Genomic DNA, 19,800 nt, shown 5'->3' on the forward strand with positions numbered 1-19,800 from the left:
GTCACTGGGGCAGGAGCAGGGACTTCCCCGTGGTCCTCCGCCCCTCCAGATCCTGATGGGCACGGCCCGCCTCCGCCAGCGGGTAGGTGGCGCCCACCCGGAAGGACAGCGAGCCGTCGTCGAGCGCGGAGAACAGCTCCCGGGCCCGCCAGCGGGTCTCCTCGGCGGTGCGAGTGTAGAACGCCAGCGACGGGCGCGTGACGAACAGTGACCCGGCGGCGTTGAGACGCTGCAGGTCGAAGGGAGGCACCTGGCCCGAGGAGCCGCCGAACAGCACGAGCATGCCCCGGACCCGCAGGGACCGCAGGGACTCCTCGAAGGTGTCCTTGCCGACGCCGTCGAACACCACGTGCACGCCCTCACCGCCGGTGAGCTCGCGGACCCGGTCCGCGAAGCCGGAGTAGTCGAGGACCTCGCTGGCACCGGCCTGCCGGGACAGCTCCTTCTTCTCGTCCGAGGACGCGGTGGTGATCACGGTGGCGCCCAGGGACACGCACAACTGGGTGAGCAGGAGTCCGACGCCCCCGGCCCCAGCATGGATCAGCACCGTGTGCCCGGTCTCCACCGGGAAGGTGGAGCGGCACAGGTAGTGGGCGGTCATCCCCTGCAGGGGGATCGCCGCCGCCGTGACGGGATCCACGCCGGACGGGACCGGCAGGAGCTGCTCGGCCGGTGCGGTGAAGAACTCGGCGTAGGTGCCCGAACCGGCGGCGGTGGCGACGAGGTCGCCGACGGAGACCCCGTTCCCGACGCCGGAGCCCACGGCCACGACCGTGCCCGATCCCTCCGAGCCCGGGACGAACGGGTGCGGCATCCGGTAGACGCCGGACCGCTGGTAGGTCTCGATGAAGTTCAGGCCGGCTGCCGCGGTGCGCACGAGCACCTGACCGGAGGCGGGGGAGGGAACGGGGACCTCGGTCCAGCGCAGGACCTCGGGACCGCCGGAGGCGTCGACGCGGATGGCGTGCTGGGTGGTGGGCACAGGGTTCACCGTCATGGTGCCCACCGTAGTCGTGGGCACCGACCGGTGCGAGGGTCCGGATCCACGATGGCCCTGTCTGCATAAATATTGGCAGGTCTGCATACTTCCCCTATCATGGGCGCATGAGCCTGAAAGTCGCCGTGTCCGGAGCCAGTGGCTACGCCGGGGGAGAGGTCCTGCGCCTGCTGCTGGGCCATCCCGAGGTCGAGATCGGGGCCATCACGGCCCACTCGAACGCCGGGGAACGCCTCGGTGCCCTGCAGCCGCACCTGCACGCGCTCGCCGACCGGGTGCTCCAGGAGACCACCGCCGAAGTGCTCTCGGGGCATGACGTCGTCTTCCTCGCCCTGCCGCACGGGGCCAGTGGCGGCATCGCCTCCGAACTAGAGGCCCGCTCACCGGGCACCCTCGTGGTGGACGCCGGGGCGGACCACCGGCTGGAGTCCGCCGAGGCCTGGCAGCGGTTCTACGGTTCCGGGCACGCCGGGACCTGGCCGTACGGCCTGCCCGAACTGCCCGGACAGCGGGAGCGGCTGACCGGCGCCACCAGGATCGCCGTCCCGGGCTGCTACCCCACCACCTCCCTGCTGGCCCTGGCCCCCGGGTTCACCGCGGGGCTGCTCGAGCCGCGGGACGTGGTGATCGTGGCCGCGTCCGGGACCTCCGGGGCCGGCAAGTCGCTCAAGCCCCACCTCCTGGGCAGCGAGGCCATGGGGTCGATGAGCCCCTACGGCGTGGGCGGGGGCCACCGCCACACCCCCGAGATCGAACAGGGGCTGTCCCAGGCCGCCGGGGAACCCGTCACCATCTCCTTCACCCCCACCCTGGCGCCGATGCCCCGGGGGATCCTGGCCACGGCCACCGCACGCTACCGTCCGGGGGTCTCCGCCGAGCAGATCCGGGCGGCGTGGCAGCGGGCCTACGACCACGAGGCCTTCGTGCACCTGCTGCCGGAGGGCCAGTGGCCGACCACCGGCTCGGTCCTGGGCTCGAACCACGTGGTGATGCAGTTGGCCGTGGACGAACACGCCGGACGCGTCATCGTCACCGCCGCCCTCGACAACCTCGCCAAGGGCACCGCCGGAGGCGCCATCCAGTCCATGAACCTCGCCCTCGGCCTCCCGGAGGACTCGGGCCTGACCCAACAGGGGGTTGCACCATGAGCGTCACCAGTGCACTCGGCTTCCGCGCGTCCGGCGTGGCCGCCGGACTGAAGTCGACCGGGAGACCGGACGTCGCCGTCGTCGTCAACGAGGGTCCGGACCGCCACGCGGCCGCCGTCTTCACCACCAACCGCGTGGCCGCCGCCCCGGTGCAGTGGTCCCGGCAGGCCGTCAGCGACGGCCGGGCCGATGCCGTGGTGCTGAACTCCGGCGGGGCGAACGCCTGCACGGGCGCACCCGGCTTCCAGGACACCCATGCCACGGCCGAGCGCGCGGCAGAGCTGCTGGGCGTCTCCGCCGGAGACGTCCTGGTGTGCTCGACCGGGCTGATCGGGGAGCGACTGCCCATGGACCGGCTGCTGACCGGCGTCCAGGACGCCGTCGACGCCCTGTCCGCCGACGGGGGGCCGGCCTCGGCCGAGGCGATCATGACCACGGACACCGTGCCGAAGACCCACGCGATCGGCGGGGACGGTTACACGATCGGCGGCATGGCCAAGGGGGCGGGCATGCTGGCCCCGGGGCTGGCCACCATGCTCGTGGTGCTGACCACGGACGCCGTGCTGGAACCCGGCACCCTGGACGGTCTCCTGCGCGAGGCCACGCGCACCACCTTCGAGCGGGCGGACTCCGACGGGTGCATGTCCACCAACGACACCGTCATCCTGCTCTCCTCCGGGGCCTCGGGCACCACCCCCGAGCCAGGTGAATTCCAGGAGCGGCTGCGGGCGGTCTGCGCCGACCTGGCCCGCCGGCTCATCGGCGACGCCGAGGGAGCCAGCCACGACATCGCCGTCGAGGTGGTCAACGCCGCCTCGGAACAGGACGCGGAGGAGGTCGGCCGCGCCGTGGCCCGGTCCAACCTGTTCAAGACCGCGATCTTCGGCAAGGACCCCAACTGGGGCCGCGTGCTCTCCGCCGTGGGCACCACGCGGGCCGCGTTCGAGCCGGAGGACCTGGACGTGGCCATGAACGGCGTGCAGATCTGCCGCGGCGGCGGCATCGGTGAGCCGCGCGAGCTGGTCGACCTCGAACCCCGCGAGGTGCACGTGCTCATCGACCTGCACGCCGGGGACCAGCGCGCCACCATCTGGACCAACGACCTCACGCACGAGTACGTGCATGAGAACTCCGCCTATTCGAGCTGAGGGAGCGACCGTGACCGCACAGGAAGCCACCGGACCGGACCGGGACCGGGCGACCGCCAAGGCCGGGGTGCTGATCGAGGCCCTGCCCTGGATCCAGCGCTTCGCCGGGACCACCATGGTCATCAAGTACGGCGGCAACGCCATGGTCTCCGAACCGCTGCGCCGGGCCTTCGCCGAGGACATCGTCTTCCTGCACCACTGCGGGATCCACCCCGTGGTGGTCCACGGCGGCGGGCCGCAGATCAACGCCATGTTGGACCGGCTCGGCATCGACTCCGAGTTCCGCGGTGGGTTGCGCGTGACCACGGCCGAGGCCATGGACGTGGTGCGGATGGTGCTGACCGGGCAGGTGGGCCGCGAGCTGGTCGGACTGGTCAACGGCCACGGCCCCTACGCGGTCGGGATGTCCGGTGAGGACGCCGCGCTCTTCCGGGCCGTGCGCACCGGCACGGAGGTGGACGGCGAGGACGTCGACCTCGGGCTGGTGGGTGAGGTCACCGGCGTCAATCCCGTGGCCATCCGCGACCTGATCGACAACGGCCGGATCCCGGTCGTGTCCTCCGTGGCCCCGGAGATCGGCCCGGACGGCGTCCCCACCGGGGACGTGCTCAACGTCAACGCGGACACGGCGGCCGCCGCGCTGGCCGTCGCGCTGGGCGCGGCCAAGCTCGTGGTGCTCACGGACGTGGAGGGACTGTACGCGAACTGGCCGGACCGGGACTCACTGGTGTCCTCCATGACGGCCTCCGAGCTGCGGGCGATGCTGCCCGGGCTGCAGTCCGGGATGATCCCGAAGATGACCGCCTGCCTGAACGCCGTGGACGGTGGGGTCCCGCAGGCCCACATCGTGGACGGACGCGAGCCGCACTCGATGCTGCTGGAGATCTTCACCGCAGCCGGGGTGGGCACCCAGGTGCTGCCCGACGCCCCCACTGAGACAGGAGCCCCATGACCTCGCCCGACTCCAACGCCGGTTACCTCGACCGCTACGGCCACGCGCTGACCGGGGTCTTCGGCGCACCCAGCACGGTCCTGGTCCGCGGCGAGGGTGCCAGCGTCTGGGACGCCGACGGCCGGCGCTACACCGACTTCCTCGGTGGGATCGCCGTCAACGCGCTCGGCCACGCCCACCCGGCCCTCGTGCAGGCGGTGACCACGCAGCTCGCGACGCTGGGACACGTCTCCAACCTCTTCACCTCCGGCCCGCAGGTCGACCTGGCGGAGCGGCTGCTGGAGCTGTCCCGCGCGCCGGAGGGTTCCACCGTGTTCTTCGCGAACTCGGGCTCCGAGGCCAACGAGGCCGCCCTGAAGCTGGCCCGACGCCACGGTGGCGAGGACCCGTCCGGCCGGCGCACCCGGGTCATCGCACTGCGCAACGCCTTCCACGGCCGCACGATGGGTGCGCTGTCCATGACCTACAAGCACACCTACCGCGAGCCGTTCGAACCACTCGTGCCGGGCATCGAGTTCATCGAGGGCGGGGACGTGGAGGCGCTGCGCGAGGCCGTGGACGAGACCGTGGCCGCCGTCGTCATCGAACCGGTCCAGGGCGAGTCCGGGGTGCACGGCTGGCCGGCCGGGTACCTCCAGGCGGCGCGGGACCTCACCCGCGAGCACGGGGCCCTGCTGATCTTCGACGAGGTCCAGACCGGCGTCGGGCGGACCGGTCACTGGTTCGCCCATCAGTCCCCGCAGGTCACGGGGCAGGATGACCCGGTGATCCCGGACGCCATGACGCTGGCCAAGGGCCTGGGCGGGGGCATCCCGATCGGCGCGATGGTCAGCTTCGGTGCGCGGACCTCCTCCCTGCTGACCGCCGGACAGCACGGCACCACCTTCGGCGGCAACCCCGTGGCGACCGCTGCCGCCCTGGCGGTGCTGGGCGTCATCCAGGACGAGGACCTGCTGGCCCACGTGCGGCGCCTCGGCGCACGCCTCGCGGAGGCCCTGCGGGGTCTCGGCCTCGTCACCGGGGTGCGCCAGTACGGGCTGCTGGTCGGCGTGGACGTCACCGCCCCGGCCGGGTCCCCGGTGCCCGACGGCGGCCTGGCGCCGGCCATGGTGCGCGCCGGCCTGCGGGCAGGGTACCTGCTCAACGCCACGGGGCCGGACACGCTGCGCCTGGCACCGCCGCTGGTGATCGGCGACGACCTGGTCGACGCCCTGATCGCCGACCTCCCGAGCATCCACGCCGCCGCGCTGGCGGAGGCCCCGGCCCCGTCCGGCCAGGGCGGTTCCGACCTGAGAACCCAGGAGACCCACTGATGAGCCCTGCACCGGTCCACACACCGAATCCCGCCCTGCGCCACTTCCTGGTGGACACCGACCTGACGCCCGCCGAGCAGTCCGAGGTGCTGGACCTGGCCCAGGAGATGAAGGCCGACCGGTTCCTGCACCGGCCCCTGGCCGGGCCGCAGACCGGGATCGTCTTCTTCGACAAGACCTCCACCCGGACCCGGGTGTCCTTCGCCGCCGGGATCGCCGACCTCGGCGGCCAGCCGTTGATCGTGAACCCCGGTGAGTCCCAGCTGGGGCACAAGGAGACCATCGCGGACACGGCCGCCGTGCTGTCCCGGATGGTGTCCGTGATCGTGTGGCGCACCTACGCCCAGTCCGGCCTCCAGGAGATGGCCGAGAACGCCACCGTCCCGGTGATCAACGCCCTCTCGGATGACTACCACCCGTGCCAGTTGCTGGCCGACCTGCTGACGGTGCGTGAGCACAAGGGCCGCACCCAGGGCCTGGTCATGACCTACCTGGGCGATGCGGCCAACAACATGGCCAACTCCTACCTGCTGGCCGGGGTGACGGCGGGGATGCACGTGCGCATCGCCGGGCCCGGGTCCTACCTCCCGGACCCGGCGGTCGTGGCCGCGGCGGAGGAGCGCGCGGCACAGACGGGCGGGTCGGTGCTGGTCACCACGGACGCCGTGCGGGCGCTGTCCGGGGCCGACGTCGTCGTCACCGACACCTGGATCTCGATGGGCCAGGAGGCCGAGAAGGAACAGCGCCAGGACCTGTTCCGGGATTACGCCGTGGACTCCGCCGCGATGGCCCAGGCCGCGCCGGACGCGATCTTCCTGCACTGCCTGCCGGCCTACCGGGGCTTCGAGGTCTCCGCGGAGGTCCTCGACGGCCCGCAGTCCGTGGTCTTCGACGAGGCCGAGAACCGGTTGCACGCCCAGAAGGCGCTGATGGCCTGGCTGCTGTACCGGTCCGGCCTGGCGACGCCGCCGCAGGGTCGATGAGCGCCCCGTCCACCAAGACCGCCCGCCAGGCCGCCATCAAGGACGTCCTGGCCGAGGTGGCCGTGCACAGCCAGTCCGAACTGCTGGACAGGCTGCGCTCCCGCGGGGTCTCGGTGACCCAGGGGACGCTGTCCCGCGACCTGGTGGAACTGGGCGCCTACCGCGTCCGCAGCGACGGCGGCCAGCTGGCCTACGCGGTGCCTCCCGAGGGCCCGGTGGCCGGGGAGGCTCCGGGCCACCGGGCCCCGGAAGCGATGGAGCACCGCCTGGCGACACTGTGCCGCGAGCTCCTCGTCTCGGCGGAGTCCAGCGGGAACCTCGTGATCCTGCGGACCCCGCCGGGGGCCGCGCAGTTCCTGGCCTCCGCCATCGACCAGTCCCGGCTGCCGGATGTCCTGGGGACCATCGCCGGTGACGACACCATCATGATCGTGGCCCGGGCCACGGACGGGGGAGTGGCCGTGGCCGGCCGGTTCCTCGGCTACGCGGGCTGACGGCTGATCCTGCCGTCAGGCCGGGCGGATACCAGGCACCGTTCCCGACGACGCCGGACACGCCGACGCCGGCCGAGGTGACTAGGCCGGCGTCGGTCGTGGTGCCACGGGGCGGCGTCCGGGAGGACCCGTGTCGGTGTCACATGCCGGGGACGGCGAAGACCTCGTCCTTGGCGGGCATGTCGACCGGCTCCACGGCGTCCCAGTCGGAGAAGTCCACGGTCCCGGTTCCGGCATCCGGGCTGGCGCTGGCCTGGGGGGAGGCCGGGGTCGAGGCGTCCGCCGACCCGCCCTCACCCTGCCCGGCCTGGTCGACCTCCACGCGGACGAGCCTGTTCTCCTGGGTGATGTAGATGGCCACCGGTTCACCGTTCTCGGCGCTGGTGCCGGAGTACTTGTAGACCTCCTCGCCGTTGTGCTCCACGACCTCTGAGGTGTACTCCGAGTCCTGGAACTGGTCGGAGCCGGGGATGTCCTCACTGACGCTGGACCAGAAGCTGGACATGGTGAAGCCGCCGTCCTCCGCGGGCATCTCCAGCCACTTCTCGCCCACGAGTTCCTGCAGCCCGGCGCCGCCCATCTCCTGGTAGAAGGCGCCATTGGGCTTCAGGTAGGTCTTCTCGGCGTTGCCGATGACCTCGACCTGCGCATCGCCCATGGAGACGGAGCCCGAGTAGGAGGAGTCGTCGATCTGACCGGACATCGCCACGGACATGTCCTGCCCGCCCTGGGTGACGTTGCCCTCGATGGCCACGGACTTGGCGTTCTGGATGGACTGGCTCACCTCGGGCCACACGTCCTCGAGTGCGGGGGCGCTGGTGCCGCAGCTCGAGAGGGTCAGCGCCGCGGCCGCGCCCAGTGCGGTGATGCCCAGGGCGCGGAACCGGCGGCGGACGGGGGTGTGGCTGCTGGTGGTCTGAGGCATGGATGTTCCCCTTCGAGACTGCTGATCCGGTGTGATGCGGCGCGCGGGGCGATGACTCGTCGACGCCGCGCGCGGTGATGACCGCTGTCTCACCCTAGCGGCCGGCGTCCTTAACGAGAGAACGCGCCGGATGGGGAGGACTCCCCATCCGGCGCGTTCCGTCAAGACTGACGGCCGTCGATCAGGCCGGCAGGTGCAGGGTCTGGCCGACGAAGATCAGGTTCGCGTTCGACACGGTGTCGGCGTTGGCGGCGTGCAGTGCCTTCCAGCCGCCCTCGACGCCGTAGGAACGGGCGATCTTGGCCAGGGTGTCGCCCGGCTTGACGGTGACGGTCTTGGCGGAACGCTCGACCGGGGTGACCGAGGAGGCGCGCTCGGCCTGCTGCACCTGTGCCTGCTGGACGGCGGCGCGCTCGGCGGCGGCGGCCTCCTGGGCGGCGGCGCGCTCGGCAGCGGCCTTGTTGGCGGCGGCACGCTCAGCGGAGGCGTTGGAGTCCGCCGACTGGGTGGTCACGTTGGCGTTGGAGGGCGTGCCGTACAGGCCCAGCTTGGCGGAGCAGGCAGGCCAGGCGCCCCAGCCCTGGGCGGCCAGGGTGTTCTCGGCGACGCGGATCTGCTCGGCCTTGGAGGCCTGGTGCGGCATGCCGGAGCCGCCGAAGGCGCGCCAGGTGGAGGGGGAGAACTGCAGGCCACCGTAGTAGCCGTTGCCGGTGTTGATGGACCAGTTGCCGGTGGACTCACACTGGGCCAGGGCGTCCCAGGTGGAGACCGGGGCGGCGGTGGCGGGGGCCGAGAGGGCGGTCAGCCCGGCGCCGGCGATGGCGACGCCGGCCAGGCCGGCGGCCGAGCGACGGACGATGGAGCGGCGGGCAGTCGTGGCAGTGGAGGTGTTCTGCATGATGTTGGGAGATGTCGGCCCACCCCTGCTCGAACCGTCCCCGGTCGTCACAGCAGCACCGTCCGCCGTCCGTGATGGAATACACGGCGCGAGGCTCCCAAGGGACGGTGCTGGTGGGGGAGGCCCGCTGTCGTTCTTTCCTGCCGGATCACGAAACGATCACGGAGCAGGTCTGAAACCAGTGAAAGGCATCAGGACGATAACGTCAAATCCGGGGCGGCTTCTTCAGGCAATTCCCATGGAACGCTCAGGAGCGTCGCTGGTGGGAGTCCAGGGGCAAGGCGCGGCGTGCTTCCCGGTCAACCGGGGGACGGCGCAGTGTGGGTGGTGACGCCGGAACGAGCGGTCACGGGGTCGAGACCGGGCCGTGATCCTCGTCACGCGGCGCCTCGTCGAGCAGGCTGCGCATGGCCTCGAGTCCGAACTGGTCCACCGCCGCGCGTGCGCTGACGGGGCCGGCGTCGGGATCCGCTCCGGCGGCCAGCAGGGCGCGCACCGACTCCTCGTTCTGGACGAACACGGCGCAGGTCAGGGCCGACTGGCCGCGCTGGTTGACCCGGTGGACGTCCGCCCCGCGATCCACCAGGGCACGGACGAGCCGGGGGTGGTTGTTGTAGGTGGCCAGGATCAACAGGGTGTCCCCGTTGTGGTTGGACAGGTTCACCGGCACCCCCTGGTCCACGGCCGCGAGCAGTGGCTCGGAGTCGCCGGCGCGGGCCAAGTCGAACAGGGAGTTGAGGAACTCCAGCTGCTCGTCCGTGAGCTCAGGGGCTCCGTGGGTCGCCGGGGTGCCGGGTCCCGGGGTGGAGTGGTCCGGGTTCTGGGGTCCGGGGATGTCGCTGCTCATGGGTCCACAGTACGGTGAGTGTGGTCGGGGTGCCGCGTCGCGGAGGGTCTCCACGGCGTCGTCCGTGCGCAACGATGCATAAATATGTAGACTCTTGCATAGAGTCCACCAGGGCCGCCTTCCCCCCGCGTGGGGACCGGCCCGCCACTGCAGGAGAGCTTGAGGAGCACGCAATGACAGAACGCATCGTCCTGGCCTATTCGGGCGGACTGGACACGTCCGTGGCCATCGGCTGGATCGCCGAGGCCACCGGGGCCGAGGTGATCGCCGTGGCCGTGGACGTGGGCCAGGGTGGGGAGGACCTCGAGACCGTGCGCCAGCGTGCCCTGGACTGCGGTGCGGTCGAGGCCTACGTGGCCGACGCCCGGGACGAGTTCGCCGAGCAGTACTGCATGCCGACCCTCAAGGCCAACGGCCTCTACATGGACGCCTACCCGCTGGTGTCGGCCATCTCCCGCCCGGTGATCGTGCGCCACCTCGTGGCCGCCGCCCGCCAGTTCGGCGCCTCCACCGTGTCCCACGGGTGCACCGGCAAGGGCAACGACCAGGTCCGCTTCGAGGTGGGCATCCAGACCCTCGGGCCGGACCTGAAGTGCATCGCCCCGGTCCGGGACCTGGCGCTCACCCGGGACAAGGCCATCGAGTACGCCGAGCGCAACGAGCTGCCGATCGTCACCACCAAGAAGAACCCGTTCTCCATCGACCAGAACGTCTGGGGCCGCGCCGTGGAGACCGGTTTCCTGGAGGACATCTGGAACGGTCCGACCAAGGACGTGTACGACTACACCGACGACCCGGCGTTCCCGCCGGCGCCGGACGTGGTGACCGTGACCTTCGAGCAGGGCGTCCCGGTGGCGCTGGACGGCCGCTCGCTCTCCCCGCTGCAGATCATCGAGGAGATGAACCGCCGGGCCGGTGCGCAGGGCATCGGGCGCATCGACATCGTCGAGGACCGTCTCGTGGGCATCAAGTCCCGCGAGATCTACGAGGCCCCCGGTGCGATGGCGCTGATGACCGCCCACCGCGAGCTGGAGAACGTGACCCTGGAGCGCGAGCAGGCCCGGTTCAAGAAGACCGTGGACCAGCGCTGGACCGAGCTGGTGTACGACGGCCAGTGGTTCTCCCCGCTGAAGAAGAACCTGGACGTCTTCGTGGACGAGACCCAGAAGTACGTCTCCGGGGACATCCGGATGGAACTGCACGGCGGCCGCGCCACCGTCCAGGGCCGTCGCTCGGACACGGGGCTGTACGACTTCAGCCTCGCCACCTACGACGAGGGCGATGCCTTCGACCAGTCCTCTGCACGGGGCTTCATCGACATCTTCGGCCTCTCCTCCAAGGTCGCGACCGAGCGCGACCAGCGGGTGGAGGGCGCTGGGTCCGTGGACTCCCTCGAGGACGTGGCGAAGCTGTCGAACGAGAGCACCGGGGCCTGAGACGTGGCGGATCAGGGCGCGGAGAACACGCCGGGGCCACAGCGCCACGGCACCAATGAGGGCTCGCTGTGGGGCGGCCGCTTCGCCGGCGGCCCCGCGGACGCCCTGGCGGCGCTGAGCAAGTCGACGGACTTCGACTGGCGACTGGCCCGCTATGACATCGCGGGTTCCCGCGCCCACGCCCGGGTCCTGCACACCGCGGGGCTGCTCGACGACGCCGAGCTCGAGGGCATGCTGGCCGCGCTCGACCGCCTGGAGGCCGACGTCGTCTCCGGCGCCTACGTCGCCGCGGACTCCGATGAGGACGTGCACGGCTCGCTCGAGCGCGGACTGATCGAGCGCGCCGGTCCGGAGCTGGGCGGCAAGCTACGTGCGGGGCGCTCCCGCAACGACCAGATCGCCACCCTGGGTCGGATGTTCCTGCGCGACCACGCGCGACTGATCGCGGCCCGCCTGCTGGACACCATCGACGCGCTCATCGCCCAGTCGGAGACCCACCCGTACGCGCCGATGCCGGGACGCACGCACCTGCAGCACGCCCAGCCGGTGCTGCTCAGCCATCACCTGCTCGCCCACGCCTGGGCGATGGCGCGGGACGTGCAGCGGCTGGTGGACTGGGACGGCCGTGCCGCGGTGTCGCCCTACGGCTCGGGGGCCCTGGCCGGGTCCTCGCTCGGCCTGGATCCCAATGCCGTGGCCGCAGACCTCGGTTTCGACTCCGCGGCGTGGAACTCGATCGACGGCACCGCCGCGCGGGACGTCTTCGCCGAGTTCGCCTGGGTGTGCGCCATGATCGGCGTCGACCTCTCCCGGATCAGCGAGGAGGTCATCTTCTGGGCCACGAAGGAGGCCGGTTTCGTCACCCTGGACGACGCCTACTCCACCGGATCCTCGATCATGCCGCAGAAGAAGAACCCGGACGTCGCCGAGCTCGCCCGGGGCAAGTCCGGGCGGCTTATCGGCGACCTGACCGGGCTGCTGGCCACCCTCAAGGGACTGCCGCTGGCCTACAACCGCGACCTGCAGGAGGACAAGGAGCCGGTCTTCGACGCCGCGGACACCCTCGAACTGCTGCTGCCGGCCGTGTCCGGGATGATCGCCACGCTGACGTTCCACACCGACCGGATGGCCGAGCTGGCCCCGCAGGGGTTCGCCCTGGCCACGGACATCGCCGAGTGGCTGGTCCGCCAGGGCGTGCCGTTCCGTGACGCGCACGAGCTCTCGGGCGAGGCCGTGAAGGTCGCGGAGTCGCGGGGCGTGGAGCTCTGGGACCTGACGGACGAGGACTATGCGGCGATCTCGCCCGCACTGACCCCCGCGGTCCGTTCCGTCCTGTCCACCGAGGGGTCCCTCTCCTCCCGCAATGCCCAGGGCGGTACGGCCCCGGAGGCCGTCGCCGCCCAGCTGGCCGAGCTCCGGCGCCAGCTCGTGCCGCTGCGCGAGTTCGGGGCGTCCGGCCCGCTGGCGTGAGGGAGCCCGGCATCCATGCCCGGTGACCTGAGCGTGCTCGAGCGGGGTGGCCTGCGGGCCGCCCCGCTCCTGCTCGGTTCGACGCTGACGGTCGCCCGGGGCGGGACGGTGGTCGGCGTGCGGCTGACGGAGGTCGAGGCCTACGAGGGTCAGCGCGATCCCGGTTCGCACGCCTACCGCGGTCGAAGCCGCCGCAATGACACGATGTTCGGCCCCGCCGGTCACGTCTACGTCTACTTCACCTACGGCATGCACTGGTGCATGAACATCGTCTGCGGGACGGAGGGAACCAGTTCCGCCGTCCTGCTGCGCGCCGGTGAGGTGACGCTGGGACTGGACGCCGCCGTCGCCCGGCGCGGCGCCCCGGCCGGACCGAGGCTGGCCTCCGGTCCGGCGCGCCTGGCCCAGGCCCTCGGCATCGGGGCCGGTGACGACGGCTCGGTCCTGTTGTCCGGGCCCGGCCCGGACGACCACGCGGCGCAGGCCCCGGACGGCATCTGGCTCTCCGGCATCCGCTCGCGACGCCGGCCGGGCACCCTGACCGGGCCCCGCACCGGCGTCTCCGGGCCCGGGGGAGGACCGGAGTTCCCCTGGCGCTTCTGGCTGCCGGACGAGCCCTCGGTCTCGCCCTACCGTCCGGCGGCGCCGCGTCGTCGCACCTCACGGGCGTGATCCACGGGGTGGGCCCCGTCGCGCGGGGTCGGGCATTAACGGTGTGTTCACCGCAACCGCTGTACCATGGATGGTCACTCGTTCCGTGGTGCCCCCGGGGCGTGCCGGACCCCTCCGGTCGTCAGGCTCCCCCGGGGAGCACCGTCGATAGCCCTAAGGTGTGCAAGGCATGACTGATGTGGTCCCGGTCCACCAGACCGAACTGGAGCACGAGCGCCACTACGTCGCCCGGCTCTACCAGCGTCTGGACGAATTGCGGGCGGAGAAGGAGCGCCAGTTGGCGCGCGTGCGCAAGGAGGGACCCCAGGGCTCGGTGCAGAACGTCTCCGAACGCGACGCCTTCGCCACGCTCTACGAGGACCGCCTCGCGCAGTTGTACGCCGTGGACGACCGGCTGGTGTTCGGCCGGCTGGACCTGGACGGCGGGGACGAACGCTACATCGGGCGCATCGGCCTGACCGACGAGGACCAGCAGCGGCTCATGGTGGACTGGCGGGCGCCCGAGGCCGGGGCGTTCTACCAGGCCACGGCCCACCACCGGCTGGGGGTGCGCCGCCGCCGTCACCTGATGCTGCGCGGGCGCACCGTGGTGGACCTCGAGGACGACGTTCTGGACGCGAGCCTGCTGGACGGTGAGACCGGCCACCACGGGGCCGGCGCCCTGCTGGCGGCAGTCTCGGCGCGGCGCACCGGACAGATGGGGGACATCGTCGCCACCATCCAGGCCGAACAGGACGCCGTCATCCGTTCCCCGATCAAGGGCGTGCTGGTGGTCCAGGGCGGCCCGGGCACCGGCAAGACCGCGGTGGCCCTGCACCGCGCCGCCTACCTGCTCTACACCCACCGGGAACGGCTGAAGTCCGCCGGTGTGCTGCTGGTCGGCCCGTCACAGTCCTTCATGCGCTACATCGACCGCGTGCTGCCCTCCCTGGGTGAGACCGGCGTGGTGATGTCCTCCCTCGGCCGGCTCATGCCCGGCATCAAGGCCGTGCCGGAGGCCGACCGCCGGGTGGCCCGCATCAAGGGCCGGCTGTTCATGGCCGACGTGGTGGCCAACGCGGTGGCCAACCGCCAGCGGCTCCCCGCGGGTCCGCGCACGGTGGACGTCGGCGGTACCGTCCTGACCATCCGCCCCAAGCAGGTCCGGCGCGCCCGGGACCGGGCCCGGGCCACCGGCAAGCCGCACAACGAGGCCCGGAACACCTTCGTCAAGATCATGGTCCGCGAACTGGCCGACCAGTTGAAGGACAAGCTGGAGAAGTCCTCGGGCGCCGGCAACAACATCGACCGGTCCTACCTGGCGGAGGATGTCCGGACCTCCCGGGACGTGAGGATCGCCCTCAACCTGTGCTGGATGCCCCTGACCCCGGAGAAACTGCTCGCGGACCTGTTCTCCAAGCCGGAGCACCTGGACATGGCGGCGCCGTTCCTCGACCCCGAGGACCGCCGGCGCCTGGTGCGCCCGGCGGACGCGATGTGGACCGAGGCGGACGTCCCCCTGCTGGACGAGGCGGCGGAACTGCTCGGGGAGCTCGATCCCAGCGCGGGCCGCGGCAAGGCGGGACAGGAGGTCGAGCGCAAGCGGAACCTGGCCAACGCCGAGGCGTCCCTGAAGAACGTCAACGCCATGCTGGAGGACCTCGGCGTGGACGGCGTGGTGACCGCCGAGGCCCTGGCCGACGTCAACGAGGAGGGTGACCGCTACGTCTCCGCGTCCGAGCGGGCCTCCACCGACCGCACCTGGACCTACGGGCACGTCGTGGTGGACGAGGCGCAGGAGCTCTCGCCCATGCAGTGGCGGTTGCTCATGCGGCGCTGCCCCATGAAGTCGTTCACGATCGTGGGGGACATCGCCCAGGCGTCCTCGGCGGCCGGCGTCACCTCCTGGGCCGAGGCCCTGGAGCCCTTCGTCCAGGACCGCTGGCGCCTGGAGGAGCTGACGGTCAACTACCGCACCCCGGCCCGGATCACCCGGCTGGCCGCCCGGGTGGCCCAGGAGGCCGGACTGCCGGTCTCCTCGCCTCAGGCCGTGCGCGAGGGCGACTGGCAGCCCACGGTGCAGCAGGTGCCCGAGGCGCAGGCGGTCGGCGCGCTGATGGCCGGGGTGGCCGAGGACCTCGAGAGGATCGACGGCGGCCTGCTCGCCGTGATCGCCCCTGCCTCCCTCGAACGGCGCATCGCCGCCCTGCTCGTCGAACGCTACGGTGACCGGGTCGGGTCCGGTGGCGGTGGCCTGGGCCAGGACATCGTCTCCACCACCCCGGGAGAGGCCAAGGGGCTGGAGTTCGATGCCGTCGTGCTGGTGGAACCGGCACAGATCGTCGCCGAGACCGGTGGGGTCGTCGGGGACCTGTACGTCGCCATGACCCGGTCCACCCAGACCCTGCGCGTCCTCTCCACCGGCGGGTTGCCGGCGGGGCTGGGCGACGCCTGACCGGCCCCCCGCACCCTCCGCCGACCCCCGCCCGTCCCGGACCGTCCCCCAGGACCGTCCCACGCCCCGCATTCCGAAACGACGCACGCACCGAGAGGCAGCATCCGTGACCACCACGTCCACCGCACCGCAGGACCGCCAGCCGGAGGGCGCCCCGGCGCAGCCCCGGCCCGTGAACCCTGCCCTGGCCGGCCAGTCGAACGATCCCTCGTTCCCGAACATCTGGCAGGAGCTGAAGTGGCGCGGACTCGTGCACGTCTCCACGGATGAGACCGCGCTCGAGGAGGTGCTGTCCGGGGACCCGATCACGTACTACTGCGGTTTCGACCCCACGGCCCCCTCGCTGCACCTGGGCAACCTCGTCCAGATCCTCGTCCTCCGCCGGCTGCAGCTGGCCGGTCACCGGCCGCTCGGGCTGGTCGGTGGCTCCACCGGGCTCATCGGTGATCCGCGGCAGACGGCCGAGCGGGTGCTCAACGACCGCGAGACCGTCGGCGAGTGGGTGGGTTACCTGCGCGGTCAGATCGAGCGGTTCCTGTCCTTCGAGGGGGACAACGCGGCCCGCATGGTCAACAACCTGGACTGGACGGGGCAGCTCAGCGCCCTGGACTTCCTGCGGGACATCGGCAAGCACTTCCGGGTGGGCACGATGATCCGGAAGGAGACCGTGGCCAAGCGCCTGCACTCGGACGAGGGCATCTCCTACACGGAGTTCTCCTACCAGGTGCTGCAGGGCATGGACTACCTGAACCTGTACCGCGACTACGGTTGCACGCTCCAGACCGGCGGTTCCGACCAGTGGGGCAACCTGACCTCCGGGACGGACCTGATCCGCAAGGTCGAGGGAACCGCGGCACACGCCTTCGGCACCCCGTTGATCACCAACGCGGACGGCACGAAGTTCGGCAAGTCCGAGGGCAATGCCATCTGGCTGGACGGGCGCATGTGCTCGCCGTACACCTTCTACCAGTTCTGGCTGAACACGGCGGACGCGGACGTCATCAGCCGGCTGAAGGTCTTCACCTTCCTGCACCGGGACCGGATCGAGGAGCTCGAGGCCAAGGTCCGGGACGAACCGTTCCGCCGCGAGGCCCAGAAGACCCTGGCCTGGGAGGTCACCTCCCTGGTGCACGGGGAGGAGGCCACGCGCAAGGTCATCGATGCCTCCGCGGCCATATTCGGCCAGGGCGACCTGGCCGCCGTGGACGAGGCCACTCTCGCCGCCGCCACCGCCGAGCTCCCGACGGCGGCTCCCGGCCTGGGTGCCGGTGGCCCGGTGGGCATCGTCGAGCTGCTGGTGGCCACCGGGCTGTCCGGTTCCAACTCCGAGGCCCGCCGCACGGTCGCCGACGGAGGCGCCTCGGTGAACAACGTCAAGGTCACCGACGCCGAGCAGGCCTTCGGGAGCGATCAGGCCCTGCACGGGCGCTACCTGCTGGTGCGCCGAGGCAAGAAGAACATGGCGCTGGTGGACCTGTCCGCCTGAGTGACGGTTCCGTGTCCACGCGGTGAAATCCCCGAAGGGGTGGGTCTGACGACCCCGAAGGTCCCGGACGGATGGCAGAGTGGACGACGTGACCGATTCCGTGCGACCCGGCCGCCCCGCGTCCGCCGACCCCGCGGCGCCGACCGCGGCGGACCTGGAGGAGCTCCTCGCCCAGGTGCAGGAGCTCATCGACGGTGCGCGCGCCGCCGAGGCCGACCAGGCGGACCGGATCGGCCGGGTCCGGCCCGAGCACCGGGACAGTGCCGCCAACCTCGTGCACTACGTCTGGCTCCGCGGCCGGGACATCCGCACGCTGCAGGGTCGTCTCGCCGACCTCGGCCTGTCCTCCCTGGGACGGCTGGAGTCCCGGGTACTGCCCACGCTGCACTCCATCGCCGCCAGCCTGGAGGGCCTCCGGCTGGCGCGTGCCGTCTCCACGGGTGAACCCGGCGCCGCCGTCCGGACTTCCGGCGCCGCCGTCGGGACCGGGGCGGGCCGTGCCACCGGATGGCCGGACATGGATGCCGGACCGGACCGGCTGGAGCAGAACGCGACCAGCCTGCTCGGCCCCAGCCCCGAGGAACGCGTCTCCCGGATCATGGTGACCTTCCCGTCCCAGGCCGCCACGGATCCGGAACTCGTGGCCGAGATGCTCCGCGCCGGCATGGACATGGCTCGTATCAACTGCGCCCATGACGGTCCGGAGCAGTGGCGGGCCATGATCCGGCACCTGAGATCCGCCCAGGGGCTCCCGCCCGTGGACGGTGCCGGCGGCCCCGGGCGTCCTCTCCACGGGGCGTGTTTCAGCCGCGGGGGAGAACCGGCACCGGACCGCTGCCTCGTGGCCATGGACCTGGCCGGCCCCAAGCTGCGCACCGGGCCCATCGCGCCCGGTCCCGAGGTGCTCAAGATCAGGCCGGAGCGTTCGGCCACCGGGCAGGTCGTCGAGCCGGCCACCGTGGTCCTGGTCGCTCCCGGACAGGAACCGGGCGCACACGGAGCGTCCGGCGGCGGAGACGGCATCGGTGGTGATGGCACGGGCGGGGACGGTGTGGACCCGGCGCAGCGCATCCCCGTCCGGGACCCTCGGTGGGTGGACGGTCGCGCCGTGGGGGAGACCCTCCGCTTCACGGACGCCCGCGGCTCGGCCCGGACCATGACGGTGGCCGCCCGCGAGCCGGGCCGGCTCACCTGCGAGATGGCGCAGACCGCCTACTTCATGCCCGGGGTCGTGCTCTACGCGGCCGACGGCACGCTCACCGAGGTCGGAGCACTGCCGCCGAAGGAGCAGCGGCTGTTCATCCGTCCCGGCGAACGGCTCGTCCTGACCCGGTCCCTGGAACCGGCCCAGCCGGTGCCCGGCGGTCCTCACCGGATCGGTTGCTCGCTGGCCCAGGTCTTCGACGACGCCGAACCGGGCCAGCGCATCCACGTCGACGACGGGAGGATCAGTGGCGTGATCACCGAGGTCAGTCCCGAGGAGATCGAGGTGCGCGTGGAGTCGGCCGGGGTGTCGGGGAGCAGGCTCAAGGCGGAGAAGGGCATCAACCTGCCGGACACGCACCTGGACATCCCGGCGCTGACCGAGGAGGACCTCGCCGCGCTGCCGTTCGTGGCGGAGCACGCGGACATCGTCAACCTGTCCTTCGTCCGGACCCCGGCAGACGTGGCGGACCTGATGGAACGACTCACCGGCCTCGGGCGCGAGGACCTGGACGTGGTGCTGAAGATCGAGACCGTGGAGGCCTTCGAGAACCTTCCGCAGATCCTGCTCGAGGCCATGCGCTGGCCGGACATCGGCGTGATGATCGCGCGCGGTGACCTGGCCGTGGAGGCCGGCTTCGAACGGATGGCCGAGGTCCAGGAGGAGATCCTGTGGCTGTGCGAGTCCGCCCACGTGCCGGTGATCTGGGCGACCCAGGTCCTGGACTCGCTGGCCCGGACCGGGCTGCCGAGTCGTGCCGAGGTCACCGATGCGGCGATGGCCGAGCGCGCCGAGGCCGTGATGCTGAACAAGGGCCCCTTCGTGGTGGACACGATCGCCTTCCTGTCCGGCGTCCTCGGACGGATGCAGGAGCACGTGTCCAAGAAGCGCACGCTGCTTCGGGAATTGCGTTCCTGGGACCTGTTCTCCGAGGCGGTCACCAACCGCGGACCCCGGGGGACCGCAACCACCAGGCCCCCCCGGGACCGGATCGCCGACTAGGCCGCGACACCCGCGGGAGACGTGCCTCACAGTGGCGGACGGACGTCAGCCGGTGGACGGGAAAAGCCCGGAAATCCGGGGATTCCAGGGGTGCAGACCGCCCCGGGCGCCGATTTGGCACCGGCGCCGAAGCGTGTGTATAGTTCTTCAAGTCGCCAGCCGCGAAAGCGGGAAATCGGCGGCCGAACCCAGACTGAATGAAGGCCTAGACTGGTGCGCCCTGAGGGTGTAACATCGGTGGCCCGGAGGAAGTCTGGGGGGACCGCGGTGAGCACCGGGTGAACATGGCGGAAACGCCGGTTTGACGGAATGGAAACCGCAGTCTAAAGTAATATACCGCAGATGAGAAAAGCGAAGATGTTCCGGGTTTTCCTGGTTTCTTGGTGAGTAC

General features: G+C 71.4%; 16 protein-coding genes. 12 read left to right on the forward strand and 4 right to left on the reverse strand.

What is annotated here, in order from left to right:
- Position 1 precedes the first annotated feature (1 nt).
- Entirely contained in the window at positions 2-997 is a 996-nt protein-coding gene (locus PLJ28_RS04365; RefSeq protein WP_324589900.1) for a quinone oxidoreductase family protein, read from the reverse strand.
- 107 nt (positions 998-1,104) lie between these two features.
- On the opposite strand from PLJ28_RS04365, the gene argC reads away from it, so the two are divergent.
- The 6 genes from argC to PLJ28_RS04395 are packed head-to-tail and all read left to right on the forward strand — an operon-like array spanning position 1,105 to position 7,035.
- A complete protein-coding gene (gene argC, locus PLJ28_RS04370) occupies positions 1,105-2,145 on the forward strand; it encodes an N-acetyl-gamma-glutamyl-phosphate reductase (protein WP_183526787.1) in 1,041 nt (346 codons plus the stop codon).
- Entirely contained in the window at positions 2,142-3,293 is a 1,152-nt protein-coding gene (gene argJ / locus PLJ28_RS04375; protein WP_183526784.1) for a bifunctional glutamate N-acetyltransferase/amino-acid acetyltransferase ArgJ, read from the forward strand. The genes argC and argJ overlap by 4 nt, the downstream gene beginning before the upstream one ends.
- A gap of 10 nt (positions 3,294-3,303) precedes the next feature.
- The gene (gene argB / locus PLJ28_RS04380) at positions 3,304-4,245 is read left to right on the forward strand and encodes an acetylglutamate kinase (RefSeq protein WP_183526781.1); all 942 of its coding nucleotides are present in this window, start codon (positions 3,304-3,306) and stop codon (positions 4,243-4,245) included.
- On the forward strand, positions 4,242-5,558 hold the full coding sequence (locus PLJ28_RS04385) for an acetylornithine transaminase (RefSeq protein ID WP_298045248.1): 1,317 nt from the start codon (positions 4,242-4,244) through the stop codon (positions 5,556-5,558). The genes argB and PLJ28_RS04385 overlap by 4 nt, the downstream gene beginning before the upstream one ends.
- On the forward strand, positions 5,558-6,541 hold the full coding sequence (gene argF / locus PLJ28_RS04390; RefSeq protein ID WP_183526775.1) for an ornithine carbamoyltransferase: 984 nt from the start codon (positions 5,558-5,560) through the stop codon (positions 6,539-6,541). Before PLJ28_RS04385 ends, argF begins: the two co-directional genes overlap by 1 nt.
- Positions 6,538-7,035, forward strand: coding sequence for an arginine repressor (locus PLJ28_RS04395; protein ID WP_298045246.1), 498 nt, complete (start codon positions 6,538-6,540; stop codon positions 7,033-7,035). The genes argF and PLJ28_RS04395 overlap by 4 nt, the downstream gene beginning before the upstream one ends.
- A 139-nt stretch (positions 7,036-7,174) precedes the next feature.
- On the opposite strand, the gene PLJ28_RS04400 is transcribed toward PLJ28_RS04395, so the two are convergent.
- The 3 genes from PLJ28_RS04400 to PLJ28_RS04410 all read right to left on the reverse strand — a co-directional run bounded on the left by PLJ28_RS04400 (position 7,175) and on the right by PLJ28_RS04410 (position 9,705).
- Entirely contained in the window at positions 7,175-7,960 is a 786-nt protein-coding gene (locus PLJ28_RS04400; RefSeq protein ID WP_183526769.1) for a hypothetical protein, read from the reverse strand.
- A 181-nt stretch (positions 7,961-8,141) separates the two neighbouring features.
- A complete protein-coding gene (gene rpf, locus PLJ28_RS04405) occupies positions 8,142-8,858 on the reverse strand; it encodes a resuscitation-promoting factor Rpf (RefSeq protein WP_255459449.1) in 717 nt (238 codons plus the stop codon).
- Between the two features lie 346 nt (positions 8,859-9,204).
- Positions 9,205-9,705 carry an ankyrin repeat domain-containing protein gene (locus tag PLJ28_RS04410; protein WP_298045244.1) on the reverse strand — a complete coding sequence of 167 codons (501 nt, stop codon included), beginning with the start codon at positions 9,703-9,705 and terminating at the stop codon, positions 9,205-9,207.
- Positions 9,706-9,878: 173 nt separating this feature from the next.
- On the opposite strand from PLJ28_RS04410, the gene PLJ28_RS04415 reads away from it, so the two are divergent.
- From PLJ28_RS04415 to PLJ28_RS04440, 6 genes are all read left to right on the forward strand, one after another.
- Positions 9,879-11,141 (forward strand): argininosuccinate synthase, encoded by a 1,263-nt coding sequence (locus PLJ28_RS04415; protein WP_183526764.1) that lies wholly within the window; start codon positions 9,879-9,881, stop codon positions 11,139-11,141.
- Between the two features lie 3 nt (positions 11,142-11,144).
- Complete coding sequence (gene argH / locus PLJ28_RS04420; protein ID WP_183526761.1) at positions 11,145-12,611, forward strand: argininosuccinate lyase; 1,467 nt, start codon at positions 11,145-11,147, stop codon at positions 12,609-12,611.
- A 15-nt stretch (positions 12,612-12,626) separates the two neighbouring features.
- Positions 12,627-13,283: a DNA-3-methyladenine glycosylase gene (locus PLJ28_RS04425; RefSeq protein WP_183526759.1), complete on the forward strand. Its 657-nt coding sequence runs from the start codon at positions 12,627-12,629 to the stop codon at positions 13,281-13,283.
- A gap of 169 nt (positions 13,284-13,452) precedes the next feature.
- Positions 13,453-15,717, forward strand: coding sequence for a HelD family protein (locus PLJ28_RS04430; RefSeq protein ID WP_183526757.1), 2,265 nt, complete (start codon positions 13,453-13,455; stop codon positions 15,715-15,717).
- 172 nt (positions 15,718-15,889) lie between these two features.
- A complete protein-coding gene (gene tyrS, locus PLJ28_RS04435; RefSeq protein ID WP_298045315.1) occupies positions 15,890-17,203 on the forward strand; it encodes a tyrosine--tRNA ligase in 1,314 nt (437 codons plus the stop codon).
- Between the two features lie 88 nt (positions 17,204-17,291).
- Positions 17,292-19,409, forward strand: coding sequence for a pyruvate kinase (locus tag PLJ28_RS04440; RefSeq protein WP_324589901.1), 2,118 nt, complete (start codon positions 17,292-17,294; stop codon positions 19,407-19,409).
- Positions 19,410-19,800: the final 391 nt, after the last annotated feature.

The organism is Citricoccus sp. (assembly GCF_035445025.1).
GTDB lineage: Bacteria > Actinomycetota > Actinomycetes > Actinomycetales > Micrococcaceae > Citricoccus.

Bases quoted from the DNA above. Each gene is read 5' to 3' on its own strand.
- PLJ28_RS04365 (WP_324589900.1), bottom strand. From the start codon at position 997: ATGACGGTGAACCCTGTGCCCACCACCCAGCACGCCATCCGCGTCGAC.
- argC (WP_183526787.1), top strand. From the start codon at position 1,105: ATGAGCCTGAAAGTCGCCGTGTCCGGAGCCAGTGGCTACGCCGGGGGA.
- PLJ28_RS04400 (WP_183526769.1), bottom strand. From the start codon at position 7,960: ATGCCTCAGACCACCAGCAGCCACACCCCCGTCCGCCGCCGGTTCCGC.
- argJ (WP_183526784.1), top strand. From the start codon at position 2,142: ATGAGCGTCACCAGTGCACTCGGCTTCCGCGCGTCCGGCGTGGCCGCC.
- argF (WP_183526775.1), top strand. From the start codon at position 5,558: ATGAGCCCTGCACCGGTCCACACACCGAATCCCGCCCTGCGCCACTTC.
- PLJ28_RS04415 (WP_183526764.1), top strand. From the start codon at position 9,879: ATGACAGAACGCATCGTCCTGGCCTATTCGGGCGGACTGGACACGTCC.
- PLJ28_RS04430 (WP_183526757.1), top strand. From the start codon at position 13,453: ATGACTGATGTGGTCCCGGTCCACCAGACCGAACTGGAGCACGAGCGC.
- PLJ28_RS04410 (WP_298045244.1), bottom strand. From the start codon at position 9,705: ATGAGCAGCGACATCCCCGGACCCCAGAACCCGGACCACTCCACCCCG.
- PLJ28_RS04395 (WP_298045246.1), top strand. From the start codon at position 6,538: ATGAGCGCCCCGTCCACCAAGACCGCCCGCCAGGCCGCCATCAAGGAC.
- PLJ28_RS04385 (WP_298045248.1), top strand. From the start codon at position 4,242: ATGACCTCGCCCGACTCCAACGCCGGTTACCTCGACCGCTACGGCCAC.
- rpf (WP_255459449.1), bottom strand. From the start codon at position 8,858: ATGCAGAACACCTCCACTGCCACGACTGCCCGCCGCTCCATCGTCCGT.
- PLJ28_RS04425 (WP_183526759.1), top strand. From the start codon at position 12,627: ATGCCCGGTGACCTGAGCGTGCTCGAGCGGGGTGGCCTGCGGGCCGCC.